A 13047-nucleotide genomic window follows, 5' to 3' on the forward strand; every position below is an offset into this window, starting at 1 on the left:
CTTGAGCCTCGCCCGGTAAACCACCCTCGAAAGGGAAGCCATGTCGGTCTTTGACGAATCATCCTTCACTTCTTCCACCCCGCTGTTGCAACCCGTGACCTACGAGAGCGTTCAGGCGGCGCTAACGGAAATGAACGTCAATTTCGGCATCGACGAGGACGGAGACATCGTCGCCGCCTTCGAGGGCAACCCCTGCTGGGTCCGGATTCTCAGCAACGAGTCCGACGTGAAAGCGCTGATGATGCTTGGCCGCTGGCAGCACACGTTGAGCGGGGAGCAGTACGACTCCGCGTTGGAGGTGGTCAACGAGTGGAACGCCACCCGTTTCTTCCCCCGGACGTCGTGCGTGCGTACCCCCGAAGGCATGGTAGTCATCGGCGCGGACTACGTACGCGACGTGGCCCTCGGGCTCACGAAGGAGCAGCTGCTAAGCGACCTCTCCGTCGCCATCACCACTTGCGGCGCTTTCTTCGAGCACCTTGATGAACACTTCCTCGCCAGTTGCGGCGGGGAGTGTGCCCGGTGATGGCGGTCCTTCGGCTGACCGATTTCCGGTTCGGTTTCGAGTTGCTGCGCAGGGGAATCGTCGCTTGGCGTCGTCGTCCCCGGCTGATGCTGATCGGGCTGGTGCCTGCGTTGCTGGTAGCGACAGCCTTCGTGGTGCTGCTCGCCTGGGCACTGCCACGAACCTATGACTTCGCCCAATGGGTCACACCATTTGCGAACGACTGGGCCTTGATGTGGCGAGACGCATTGCGACTAACGGTCGGCTTCTCCGCCGCGTTGGCGTTGGCAGTCTTCTGTCTGCTCAGCTTCGTCGCACTGACGCTAAACGTTGGTGGCCCGTTCTATCAGCACATTTGGCGCGCCACAGAACAGGAACTGGGCACCCTGCCTGATTCCGAGCGTGCTCTCTCCACCGCGGACAGCTTGAGGGACACCTTCCGGCTGCTACTGTCGTCGCTACAGACCTCGGTGTTGGCCCTGCTCATCGGCTTGATCCCGCTCGTGGGGGTTCCTGCTGCAGGGGTGTTCTCCGCAGTTCGAGGAACCAAGGCGTTGGCGTTGGAGCTGACCGCTTTCGCAGGCGAGCCACGCGGGCTCAGCCTGGCTCAGCGAAGACTCCTGCTGGCTCAGCGTCCAACCCTCGCTGGGGCGTGCGCTTTCCCCGTCTATCTGGCCTTCCTGGTACCTGTACTCGGCGTTCTCGTCATGCCCAGCGCGGTGGTAACCGGTACTCACCTGATCCTGGAGGTTCTGGGCGAGACTCAGCCGACCGCCGACGAAACTTCCGAGACCCTGCTGGACGGCAAGGACCTGGAATCGATCCCCAAGGGGGAGAACCCGGACGATGCGTGAGATAGCAACGCTCTCCGCCCGGCTCTACACCCCAGAGCAGCCCTTTCTGTCGGCCTCCGGTGGGCGCCTCGACGAAGTCGACGTCGCCTATGAAACATATGGGACGCTCGCCGAGGACCGTTCCAACGCCATCTATATCTGCCATGCCCTCACCGGTGACGCGCACGCGGCTGGCTACCGAGCGGGAGAAACCAAGCCGGGATGGTGGGACAACCTGATCGGCCCCGGAAAACCGATCGACACCGACCGCTGGTTCGTCGTCTGCTCGAACCTGCTGGGTGGCTGCCAGGGAACAACCGGCCCGTCCTCCATCAACCCAACAACGGGCGAAGCCTACGGGCTCGACTTTCCGCTGCTGCGGATAAGCGACTTCGTTGACGTGCACCGACGGCTGGGGGCTCACCTCGGCATCGGCAGGTGGGCCGCGTTAGTCGGCGGTTCACTCGGAGGAATGCAGGTTCTAGACTGGACGCTGCGTTTCCCGGGCGATGCAGAGCGTGCGATTATCGTGGCTGCTTCATCCAGGTTGACTGCCCAGAACATTGCCTTCTCCGCGGTGGCCAGGCACGCGATCATGCGCGATGCAGACTTCCATGGCGGCCGTTTTCACGCGCTGGGCACCTCGCCGGATCGGGGGCTGAGCGTTGCCCGAATGATGGCGCACATCACCTACCTGTCCGAAGAAGCCTTTGGGGAAAAGTTCGGCAGACAGGCACAAGCCGAAGAACTGGCAGAGAACTTCGGCGTGGATTTCGCGGTGGAGAGCTACCTGGAGTACCAGGGACAACGCTTCCTCTCCCGGTTCGACGCTCTGAGTTACCTCTACCTGTCCCGCGCGATGGACTACTTCGACCCATTCGCTAGCGCCGACGCGCTGGATGAGCTGAAACGACGCCCGGTTGATTTCCTCGTCATGAGCTTCGACTCGGACTGGCGGTATTCGACGAAGGACTCTCGGCGCATCGTCCGTCGCCTTGAAGGGGCCCGCGTGCCGGTGTGTTTCCGCGAGATTTCTTCTCCTTGGGGACACGATTCCTTCTTGCTCGAACTACCCGACTACCACGCGACGATTCGCGCATTTCTGAATCGGAGGAGCAAGTGACAAGAGCCGACTTCGGCTTGATCGCCGATCTCATCCCCAAGGGGGCACGAGTGCTAGACCTGGGATGCGGGGACGGCGAGTTGCTGAGTGGCCTTCAGCAGAAAGGCTGCACCGGGACCGGCGTCGAGATCGAAGCCGGTCCCGTCCTGCAGGCGATAGCACGAGGCGTGAACGTGATCGAGTTGGACATCGACCTGGCTCTTGATGAGTTCGGGGACGATTCCTACGATGTCGTTGTGCTTTCCCGCACCCTTCAGGCGGTTCACCGGCCAGCCGAAGTGCTGCGCCAGATCCGGCGTATTGCCCGCTGCTCGATCGTTTCCATGCCTAATTTCGCGCTGTGGCGCAACCGACTGAGGCTACTCGCCGGAAGGATGCCGATCTCGAAGGATCTACCTTTTGAGTGGTTTGATACTCCAAACCTGCACTACACCTCGCTGAAAGACCTGGAGCCGCTGTTCATTGATGTCGGCTTCCGGATTACCAGACGCATCGCGCTAGATCAGAACGGCCAGCGGCACTGGGCGCGACGCTCCGCCAACTTGTTGGCCAGTTCCGCCCTGTACTTCCTGGAGCGATCCTAAGTGCGGACGCCGAGTGCCGCTGCCAGTTTGGTGAGGGTACTGCCAAGCGACAATTCCTTCGTCAGCCGCTCGACGGTAGCCTCGTCGGGAACGCCCCGAACGTCCGGCAGGTGCAGCGTGTTGGCTGTCGCCACCACCCTGCGCGCGGGCTCAAGATAATCCGCCGCCGCCAGCAGATTTCGCCTGATGCTAGGTTTGAGTTCGGATGACGGGTCGGCAGCCGCCGCTAGCATGGCTGACAAGCTCGGGTAGTCGGCCACGAGCCGGGCAGCTGTCCGCTCGCCTATGCCCTTGGCTCCGGGAAGCCCGTCCGAGGGATCTCCCCGCAGCACGGCGAAGTCGACGTAGCGTCCGGCAGGAATCCCGAATTTCTCCGCCAGCCAATCCAGGTCCACGAGATCATGGTTGGCGACCGAACGGACCAGGTAGACGACCCGGGTCGTCTCATTCACCAGCTGAAACAAGTCCCGATCTCCGGTGGCAACCAGTGATTCTCCGTCGTGACAGCTCACCGCCGAGCCGAGCACATCGTCGGCTTCATAGTCAGCTACCCCGACGACGGGCAGACCCACTGCGGCCAGTGCTTCGCGAATCCAGGGAAGCTGGCGCGCCAAATCCTCTTCCACCTCCTCGCCCTCACCAGCCACTCGATGCGCCTTGTAGCTTGGCACCAGCGCTACCCGCCACGCTGGGCGCCAGTCTTCGTCCCAGGCGCACAACACCCGGTCGGGGGAGTATTTCTCCACCAGGGCGGCTAGCGTGGCGCAGACACCGCGCACCGCGTTCACCGGGTGGCCGTCGGAGTTTACGAACGAGCGCGGAACCCCGAAATAGGACCGGAAACAGAGGTAGGGGGTATCGCAGGCGAGCAGCTTATTCACGACCCAATCATCCCATGGCTGGTTAGGATGGCGCAGTGATCGGTTACGCGAAATTGCCCTGGTACGTCTCCGGTCCGCTGTTCGTGACGGCGGGGGTGCTGCTCGGGCTCGGCCAAGCACCCATCGGATGGTGGCCGGCCACCATCGTCGGTATCGGGCTGTTCAGTTGGTTGCTGCAGGGCCGCACCAAGCGTACTGCCGTCGCGTATGGCTACGTGGCGGGTCTTGCACTCAACGGATTGACTCTATGGTGGATATCGGTGTTGGGAGCGCCGGTGGCTCTGGCTTTGATCGGTTACGCGGCCATCTGGTACGGACTCGCCGGCCTCATCATTTCGAGGCTGATCAAGCTGCCCGGCTGGCAGGCCTGGGTGGCTTGCGCCTGGGTCGCGATCGAGCACGTTTCCGGCAGGTGGCCTTTCGGGGGATTCTCCTGGATCCGATTGGCCCATGCAACGCTGGATCAGCCACTGGGCGGATACCTTCCGTTCCTGGGCGCCGCGGGGGCGTCCCTCCTGATGGCTCTGGTCGGTCAGTTGTTGTTCACCCGCCGTTTCCAGATCTGTCTCCCTCTGATGGCCGCCTTGTTCCTGGTAGGCGCGTTGTTGCCGGCGCAAAAGCTCCCCACCACGGGAAGGACCGTTGAAGTGGCCAACGTGCAACCCAACGTGAACCGCCACGAGTATGGCGGGCCGTATTATGCGCGCGCCGTGACCAACAACGCACTCAGCGCCACGGTTTTCGCGCTGGCAGAAGCCAGAAGCAGAAACAAGATAGTGGACATGGTGCTGTGGCCGGAGTCGGCTAGCGACTACGACCCCCTCCTGGACCGGAAGGCAGGCCACCAGGTGGAGCTGGCAACGAAACTGGCGGGCACTCCGCTGCTCGTGGGTGCTGTCACCCGTCCGGATACGCCGGAGAACTCACGACAGACGACGGGCATTTTCTGGGAGCCCGAGGTGGGGCCGGCCGCCGTATACCACAAGCGGAACTTGGTGCCCTTCGGCGAATGGATTCCTTTCCGGGACATCCTGCTACCCGTCTTCCCCGTACTGAGGCAGACCGGAAGCCAATCCGTTCCGGGAGCCGGGCCGGGCGTGCTGAGCACCACCTTGCCCTATGGGGGAACGCTACGGGTGGGCGACATCATATGCTTTGAGCTCGCCTACGACGAAACCGTCTATGACGTGGCACGCAACAACGCTGACATCGTGGTCTCCCAATCCAACGAAAACACCTACGCTGGCACATCTCAGGTTCCACAGCAGCTGGCGTTGAACCGGCTGCGCGCCATTGAGTTGGGCCGCGAGGTCGTAGCCAGCACGCTGAATTCGGTGAGCGCTCTAGCCCACCCGGATGGCTCGTTGACCGACGTCAAGGAGGAGTATCGCGCGGCCGCAGCGATCGTCAGTGTTCCGGTGCGCTCGGGCCAGACCTGGGCGCCAACCATCGCTCCCTGGCTTTCCCAGGGTGCTTGCCTCGTCACTCTTGGGGCAATCGTTTGGGTTCTGGCTGCAGCTTGGCGCCAGCGGGGTAGGCTGGTGGGACCATCGTCGAAAGAGGTTTGAAATGTCCAATGGCTCGGCTGTCGGCAGAGTTCTAGTTGTCATTCCCACGTACAACGAGTCACAGAACATCGAGTCGATTGTGACGCGCATCCGCAAGGCGGTTCCCCACGCGCACGTGCTGATCGCCGACGACAACTCGCCCGACGGCACAGGGCAGCTGGCGGATCGTATGGCAGACAACGACGATCATGTTCATGTGATGCACCGCAGCGGCAAGCAGGGCCTCGGGGCCGCATACCTCGCGGGCTTTGATTGGGGTCTGGAGCGTGGCTACGACGTGCTGGTGCAGCACGACGCCGACGGATCCCACCAGCCGGAGGAGTTGCCCCGTCTCCTCAAAGCCTTGGAGGACGGGGCCGACATGGTGAAGGGCTCGCGTTGGGTTCCTGGCGGTTCGGTGGTTAACTGGCCCGCTAGCCGCAAGTTCATCAGTCGAGGCGGGTCGTTGTGGACCCGCCTGTGGCTAGGAATCCCGGTCAAGGACGCCACGGGCGGATTCAACGCGTTCAAAGCCGACACTTTGCGCGGCCTTGACCTGAACGACGTCGCCTCGGCGGGATACTGTTTCCAGATCGATCTCGTCTGGCGTGCGGTGAAGCGCGGCTACAAGGTGGTCGAAGTGCCGATCGAGTTCGTCGAACGGGAATTCGGCACTTCGAAGATGAGCAAGAACATCGTCGTTGAGGCCCTGCTGCGCACCACCCTGTGGGGGGTCGAGCATCGCTTCTCACAGTTGAAGGGCTTGTTGAAGCGAGGCCTGGGGCTGTTCAAGCGTGGCTGAGCCCGCCGCGCCTCGCACCGGTGGTCTGCTTCTGGTGCTGTTCGTCCTGCTGGCTCCGCTGATTATCTGGGTGGTTGCCGAGCTGGCGTTGTTGATCTGGGTGGGCGCGCAGTTCGGCCTGGTCAAGACAATCCTGTTGGTTGGCGCGAGCTTCGTGCTCGGTGCGGGGCTCGCGGTGCGCGCAGGGCGGAAGGCCGTGGGGAGGGTACGCGACGCCGTGGCTGCAGGAGAGCCGATGCGGACACAGTCGGACGCCGGCATGCTGTTGACAGGGGCGCTCCTGCTCATCGTGCCCGGTTTCCTGAGCGACCTCGTCGGTTTGTTGTTTGTTCTTCCTTTCACCCGCCCGATGGTTCGGCGAGTCCTGAGCCGAGTGTCGTCGTGGGCGGAGCGGAAGCAAGCAGACCCGGCCCAGGTTGTTGTTCCGGGCGAAGTCGTGACGAACGACGGCACGGCGGAAAAGGCCGATGGCCCCCTCATCCTGGAGGGGACCATCGTGGAGCTGGAGGAAGAAGAGCGTTCCTAATCGACGAGCCCTTCGCGCTTCATCGTCAGCCGCTCTTTGAAGTTGTCCTCCAACTCGCTCATTGATCTGCGTTCCAGCACCATGTCCCAGTGTCGGCGCTGCGGCTTGACCTCCTTTGGCTCACCTGTCACGCCGTCGGAGCGTACCGCGGTCTGCCCGCACTTCTTGCAGTCCCACTCGGTGGGCAGGTCCGCCTCCATAGCGAAGGTCACCTCGAAGTGGTGTCCCTTCGGACAGTCGAAAGCCAAGCGTTGCCGCTCCGCGAACTCGACGCCCTGCTCGTCTTCGAAGGTCTTAGAGCCGAGACCGACTCCCCGCAATGCGCTGTCTGCCATTTTTCCTCCTTAGGAACATCAACGACCGACACGGTTCGATTGTTCCCTATCGAGTAGACCACATACCGCGGGCTCGTAGGACCGCTTTCAGCACATCCGGTCGGTCTGTGACGATTCCGTCCACTCCCCAGTCGATTAGCCGATGCATGGTTGACTCGTCATCGATGGTCCACACGTGCACCTTCTTACCCGCTCTGTGGATGGCAGCGATGTGCTTCGCGGTGACCAACCTGACGTTGAGGCCGCCCACCCGATGACTAAGCGGAATCTGGTAGACATCTCCCCGCGTGCGTACGAGGCCTGCAGCCAGCAGTGCCGCCGCGCCTACCGAGGCCGACGTGGTGACGCTCGGCTGCAACCTACGGAATCGGCGGATCTGCCGTCCCGAGAACGATCCCACACACACTCGGTCGTGGGCCGCGTGTCGGTCGATGAACTCGGCCAGGAGTCGTGTGCATTGCGGCTCCTTGATATCGATATTGAAGTTGGCTTCTGGGAAGGCCTCGAACAGTTCGTCTAGGGTGGGGATTTCCTCTCGCCCGCCCACACGCAACTCCTTAAGCCGGCGGAGCGTCAACGCTCCTGGCTTGCCGACGAAATCTGTCACCCGGGCGAGATCGACGTCGTGGAACGCGATGAGATGGCCGTCGGAGGTGGCGTGGATGTCCGTTTCCAAGTAGTTGAAGCCGAGTTTCACCGCGTTGCTGAACGCCTTCAGCGTGTTCTCGATGCCCAGGTTGCTTGGCAGGAAGGCCCCGCCGCGGTGGGCGAGCGGCACGAAGCGTGGTTTCAAGTACTCGTTCTTCTTGGCCGCCATGCGAACCATTATGCACCTGTGGAACGATGGAGCAATGTCTACTGTGCTTTCAATCCAGTCCAGTGTCGCTTACGGCCACGCTGGCAACTCGGCCGCTGTCTTCCCAATGCAGCGCGCCGGCATCGACGTCATCGCCGTCTATACCGTGCATTTCTCCAACCACACGGGCTACCAATCGTGGCGCGGTCCGCTGCTCGCGCCGGACGACGTGCGCGCGGTGGTCACGGGAGTGGAGGAGCGTGATGCGCTGCCTGCGGTTGATGCGCTGTTGTGCGGCTATCTGGGCGCACCGGAGATGGGCGAGGTGATCCTGGAAGCGGGGGAGAAGGTCAAGAGCCACAATCCGAACGCGGTGTTCTGCGCCGACCCGGTGATGGGCGACGTCGATCGAGGCTTCTACGCCCGGCCTGGTATCCCGGAGTTCTGGCGCGACCGCGTGGTCGAGAAGGCCGACATCATGTCGCCCAACCTCTTCGAGCTCGAGTTTCTGACCGGGCGACAAACCAAAACCCTCGCCGACGTGGTGTCCGCCGCGCAGAGTCTGCGCGCGGCGGGTCCTGATGTGGTGCTGGTCACGTCGACGACCGCAGACGATCTTCCTGCTGACGAGTTGCACATGCTGGCTGTCCGCCGAGACGAGGTGTTCATCGTCTCCACGCCCAAGCTCGATCGGACCTTCACCGGTTCCGGAGATTTGACCACCGCCACTTTCCTGACCCACTGGCTGCGCGCCAAGAACCTGGCTGAGGCTCTGGGGCGCACCGCGTCGGTGGTCTACTCCATTTTGGAAGCGACGACGGCGCAGGGCGCGCGGGAACTCCGCCTGGTCAGCGCTCAGGAGGACATCGTCGAGCCGAGGTTCACCTTCGAGGCACGCAAGCTGGAAATCTAGGAGTACTTGACCGGATGAGCTGGTTGGAGCCCTCGAACCCGAGAGTGGCGAGGGAGGGACCTTAGAGTTGAGCGGGTTTGCCGACGACCACCTCCAGAAAGGCCCCCTCGTGCCTCTCGCCGAGGCGGCGTTTACCCCGTGCACCCGTCTGCGGGCGACGCGGTTCCTCGCCGCTGCCTTCTTGACGTTCGGGCCGAACCGTTGGAGAGGTTTGTCTGTAACTCCCGCTCAACCAGCAAGGCGCTCGTTTCTGAGGTAGATACGGCCTGGCACGTTTGTGGGTGACACCCAACTCAATGCAGATGTCACGCCAAAGATAAAGATGGGGGCCGGCAGCAGCCACCGCTATCGGTCATGACCCGTTCGGCCGTGACCCCGCGAGCAGCGAACAGGCGAGGATCGAGCACGACGACCGCGGTGGGCGCTGTCTCGCCCGTGGACCTCGGCGCAAGGGCTGCGATGACCTGCCAGACATGCCTGCCATGCCCTGGTCACGCCAACGCCTCAACCGCTTCTACGCAGTCTTATAGGTAGGACACGTCATAATGGCTCAACCGTACTGGCTATTGACCAGCCTCGCTCGACCACGACGAGCCAACCTCAGCAAGGCGTGTGGCGTCAAACGGCACTCGAATGGCTAGCGCGGGACACGGAGGCCTCCTCGACGGTGGTGCTGGTTTCTGTACAGCTCCAACTCCACTACAGGAGGCCTTCACCTTGCACGCGCCACATCAAACTCGACTAGACATCACAACTAGTCCTCTTCTTCGTCATCTCCCCAGAAGACCTCCACCTTGGCACCCAACTTATTCAGCCGCTGAGGCAGGTCCTCGTAGCCGCGGTTGATGATGTAGACGTCCTTCAGCCTCGTTGTTCCACGCGCCGCGAGGGCCGCGAGGAACAGACACACCGCAGGACGCAACGCCGGGGGAGTCTCGATGGTGCGGGCCCGCCAATCGGTCGGCCCAATCACCAGCAGCCGATGAGCGTCCATCAGCTGGATGTTCGCGCCGAGCTGAGACAGTTTCTCCAGGTGGATGGCCCGCGAATCGTAGACCCAGTCGTAGATTCGCGACTGGCCTTCTGCGGCCGCACAGATCACGGCGAAGAAGGGCAGATTGTCTATGTTGAGCCCGGGGAAGGGCATCGGATGAATTTTGTCCATCGGTGCGTGCAGCTCCGAGGGGTGCAGCGTGATATCCACCAGCCGCGTCTTGCCGTTGCTGCTGAGATACTCCGGGGACGTCTCGAGCCGCTGGCCCATCTCGTCGAGCACTGCCAACTCGACCTCCAAGAACTCGATGGGGCAGCGCTGCACCGTCATTTCGGACTTGGTGACGATGCCCGCAGTGAGCAGGCTCATTGCCTCGATGGGGTCTTCGGAGATGTGATACTCGACATCAACGTCGATCTCCTCGACGCCGCTGATCTTCAGCGTGGTGGTGCCCACACCCTCGATGCCCACGCCCAAGGCCTGCAGGAAGAAGCACAGATCCTGGACCATGTAGTTGCCGGAGGCGTTGCGGATGACCGTGGTGCCCTTGGTGCGCGCTGCAGACATGAGGACGTTCTCGGTGACGGTGTCCCCACGTTCAATCAAGGTCACGTGGTGTTCAGGGAGCCCGTCCTTGGCGACTGTCGCGTGATACTCGCCGTCGGTAGCCACGACGGAAAGTCCAAGCTTGCTCAGCGCGGCCATATGGGGATGGACGGTGCGGGCGCCGAGGTTGCAGCCCCCGGCATATGGTAGTTCGAAGCCCGAGAACTCGTGCATCAGAGGCCCCAGGAACATCAGGATGGAGCGAGTCCGCTTGGCCGCCCGCTGGTCCATGTTCTTCGGCAGAAGCTGCTCGGGGCGTCGGATCACCAGGTCCCGATCGTCATTGGCCCAGGTGAGTTGCACACCGATTGACGTGAGCACCTCGATGATGCGGTCGACTTCTTCGATGCGCGCGATCCCACGCAGCGTGGTGGTGCCCTTGTTAAGGAGCGACGCGCACAGCAGCGCCACCGCCGCGTTCTTGGAGGAGCGCACCTGGATGGCCCCCGTCAGCGTCGTCGGCCCTTGAACTTTGTAGTTCATCGACCCACGGGTTGCGGCTTGGATCAGTGGCTGCTCCAGCGCGGTGGCGAGTCGTTCGATCATGATCAGCGACAGGTTCTGTTGGCCGTTCTCGATCCGATGGATTGCGCTCTGGGCAGTACCGATCTCTGCTGCCAGCCGCTGCTGCGACCAGCCCCGCGCTACCCGCGCGTCGTGGATCAGACGCCCGATGGACTCGCTCGTAACACTCATTCCGCCACTTTATCTCATAGATGAGATCACTTCGGGTACTCCGAAGCAGGATGTTCTCAGGTCGCTCAGGGGCTAGAGTGTCTTTCATGAGCTCTCACTTTGACACGGTTGTCCTAGGCGCGGGCCCGGGCGGCTACGTTGCCGCCATTCGCGCCTCCCAGCTCGGCCAGAAGGTCGCGATCATCGAGAAAGAGTACTGGGGTGGCGTCTGCCTCAACGTCGGCTGCATTCCTACGAAGTCCTTGATGCGCAACGCGGAGTTGGCACACATCCTCACGAAGGAGGCCGACCTTTACGGCATCGAGGGTCAGGTCAGCATGAACTACGAGAAGGCGTTCAAGCGCAGCCGTGCGGTGTCCGAGCGAATGACCAAGGGCATCCACTTCCTGATGAAGAAGAACAAGATCCAGGAGATCCACGGCTGGGGCACCTTCGTCGACGCCAGGACCATCGACGTTGCCGCCGAGAGTGGTGAGGTGCAACGCGTCACCTTTGACAACTGCATCATCGCGGCTGGCGCCACGACCAGAATGCTGCCGGGAACGCAGACCTCGGCAAACGTGGTCACCTACAAGGAACAGATCCTCTCTGACAAGGTTCCGGGCTCCATCATCATCGGTGGCTCCGGAGCCATCGGGACCGAGTTCGCCTACGTGCTGAGCCAGTACGGTGCCGACGTGACAATTGTCGAGTACCTGGATCGCATCGTGCCAACCGAGGACGCCGAGATCTCCACAGAACTCGCCAAGGCCTACAAGAAGCTCGGCATCAAGCTGATGACCTCGACGAAGGTCGAATCGATCGAGGACACCGGAGCCGGTGTTCGGGTCACGGTAAGCCCGGCAGCCGGGGGAGAGAGCCAGGTGCTGGAGGCTGATCGCTTCCTCTCCGCCATCGGATTCGCCCCGCGGACCCAGGGCTATGGGCTGGAGAATACGGGAGTCGCCCTGACCGAGCGCGGCGCGATCGCAATCGACGACTACATGCGAACCAACGTAACGGGTATCTACGCCATCGGCGACTGCACCGGCAAGATGATGCTGGCCCACACCGCCGAGGCGCAGGGCGTGGTGGCCGCGGAGACCATCGCTGGGGCGGAAACTCAGCCAATCAACTACGACATGATTCCGCGCGCCACCTACTGCCAGCCCCAGATCGCGTCCTTCGGCTACTCGGAGCAGCAGGCCAAGGACAAGGGGTACGAGGTCAAGGTCTCCAAGTTTCCCTTCGCGGCCAACGGCAAGGCCTGGGGCCTGGGCGAGGGCGTCGGGTTCGTCAAGATCGTGGCCGACGCCCGCTACAACGAACTGCTGGGCGCTCACATGATCGGTCCAGATGTCACCGAGCTGCTGCCCGAACTGACCCTCGCACAGGCGTTCGATTTGACCGCTGACGAGATCGGCCGCAACATTCATGCGCACCCGACGCTGTCCGAGGCCATCAAGGAGGCCGCCGAGGGCATCACCGGCCACATGATCAACTTCTGACGCTGCACGTTCAGGACGGCCCCAGCTGGGTTCTCCGGCTGGGGCCATTTCGTTGCCCGACACATCGACCGCGCTACGGGATCAGCACGCTTGCGCCAGACGATGCATCAGACCAAGAGGCACCCAACCCTCCAGTCCTGCGCCCGACCATTTGGCCGATAAGCTTGATTATGTCATTTCTGAAGAAGATTGGCCTGGCTCCCAGCCCCTGTTTCAGCCCCTGATCTAACTCTCAAAACCAGATGGCCGTTGCAGTTACCTCCGCCACGATCGCCAACGAGGGTTGGAGGCCACATCTCCCGTTCCGACGTTGCCGACCGAGTTCCGCAGCGGAGACCTGAGCGCTGCCGTTCCGGGCCGTGCCGATTCGATACCACATGCGGGCCGAGACCGTCGTCGTGAACGTCGCCCCATGTCAT

General features: G+C 62.4%; 13 protein-coding genes. 9 read left to right on the top strand and 4 right to left on the bottom strand.

The annotated features are described in order from the left end of the window. Positions 1-40 precede the first annotated feature (40 nt). The 4 genes from EII42_RS01785 to metW are packed head-to-tail and all read left to right on the top strand — an operon-like array spanning position 41 to position 3045. Positions 41-526 carry a YbjN domain-containing protein gene (locus EII42_RS01785; protein WP_125170377.1) on the top strand — a complete coding sequence of 162 codons (486 nt, stop codon included), beginning with the start codon at positions 41-43 and terminating at the stop codon, positions 524-526. Then, a complete protein-coding gene (locus tag EII42_RS01790) occupies positions 526-1359 on the top strand; it encodes an EI24 domain-containing protein (RefSeq protein ID WP_233558238.1) in 834 nt (277 codons plus the stop codon). Before EII42_RS01785 ends, EII42_RS01790 begins: the two co-directional genes overlap by 1 nt. Further along, a complete protein-coding gene (locus tag EII42_RS01795) occupies positions 1352-2461 on the top strand; it encodes a homoserine O-acetyltransferase (protein WP_125170379.1) in 1110 nt (369 codons plus the stop codon). Before EII42_RS01790 ends, EII42_RS01795 begins: the two co-directional genes overlap by 8 nt. Next, positions 2458-3045: a methionine biosynthesis protein MetW gene (gene metW, locus EII42_RS01800; RefSeq protein WP_125170380.1), complete on the top strand. Its 588-nt coding sequence runs from the start codon at positions 2458-2460 to the stop codon at positions 3043-3045. The genes EII42_RS01795 and metW overlap by 4 nt, the downstream gene beginning before the upstream one ends. Here the strand turns inward: metW and EII42_RS01805 are convergent. Further along, complete coding sequence (locus EII42_RS01805) at positions 3042-3926, bottom strand: 5'-3' exonuclease H3TH domain-containing protein (protein WP_125170381.1); 885 nt, start codon at positions 3924-3926, stop codon at positions 3042-3044. The two genes, metW and EII42_RS01805, sit on opposite strands and share 4 nt — an antisense overlap. A 35-nt stretch (positions 3927-3961) precedes the next feature. Between EII42_RS01805 and lnt the strand changes: the two genes are divergently transcribed. The 3 genes from lnt to EII42_RS01820 are packed head-to-tail and all read left to right on the top strand — an operon-like array spanning position 3962 to position 6801. After that, positions 3962-5494: an apolipoprotein N-acyltransferase gene (gene lnt, locus EII42_RS01810; RefSeq protein WP_125170382.1), complete on the top strand. Its 1533-nt coding sequence runs from the start codon at positions 3962-3964 to the stop codon at positions 5492-5494. Position 5495: 1 nt separating this feature from the next. After that, complete coding sequence (locus tag EII42_RS01815; protein WP_125170383.1) at positions 5496-6275, top strand: polyprenol monophosphomannose synthase; 780 nt, start codon at positions 5496-5498, stop codon at positions 6273-6275. After that, positions 6268-6801 (top strand): FxsA family protein, encoded by a 534-nt coding sequence (locus EII42_RS01820; protein WP_125170384.1) that lies wholly within the window; start codon positions 6268-6270, stop codon positions 6799-6801. Before EII42_RS01815 ends, EII42_RS01820 begins: the two co-directional genes overlap by 8 nt. Here the strand turns inward: EII42_RS01820 and EII42_RS01825 are convergent. Together EII42_RS01825 and EII42_RS01830 are read right to left on the bottom strand one after the other, a co-directional pair. Continuing rightward, positions 6798-7136, bottom strand: a complete 339-nt coding sequence (locus EII42_RS01825) for an RNA polymerase-binding protein RbpA (protein WP_125170385.1) — start codon at positions 7134-7136, stop codon at positions 6798-6800. The two genes, EII42_RS01820 and EII42_RS01825, sit on opposite strands and share 4 nt — an antisense overlap. A 46-nt stretch (positions 7137-7182) precedes the next feature. Then, positions 7183-7953: a glycerophosphodiester phosphodiesterase gene (locus tag EII42_RS01830; protein ID WP_125170386.1), complete on the bottom strand. Its 771-nt coding sequence runs from the start codon at positions 7951-7953 to the stop codon at positions 7183-7185. Between the two features lie 34 nt (positions 7954-7987). On the opposite strand from EII42_RS01830, the gene pdxY reads away from it, so the two are divergent. Continuing rightward, entirely contained in the window at positions 7988-8845 is an 858-nt protein-coding gene (gene pdxY / locus EII42_RS01835; RefSeq protein WP_125170387.1) for a pyridoxal kinase PdxY, read from the top strand. Positions 8846-9599: 754 nt separating this feature from the next. Here the strand turns inward: pdxY and EII42_RS01840 are convergent. Further along, complete coding sequence (locus EII42_RS01840; RefSeq protein ID WP_125170388.1) at positions 9600-11141, bottom strand: UDP-N-acetylglucosamine 1-carboxyvinyltransferase; 1542 nt, start codon at positions 11139-11141, stop codon at positions 9600-9602. A gap of 86 nt (positions 11142-11227) precedes the next feature. Between EII42_RS01840 and lpdA the strand changes: the two genes are divergently transcribed. After that, a complete protein-coding gene (gene lpdA, locus EII42_RS01845; RefSeq protein WP_125170389.1) occupies positions 11228-12628 on the top strand; it encodes a dihydrolipoyl dehydrogenase in 1401 nt (466 codons plus the stop codon). Positions 12629-13047: the final 419 nt, after the last annotated feature.

This window comes from Tessaracoccus sp. OH4464_COT-324, from assembly GCF_003932855.1.
Lineage (GTDB): Bacteria > Actinomycetota > Actinomycetes > Propionibacteriales > Propionibacteriaceae > Arachnia.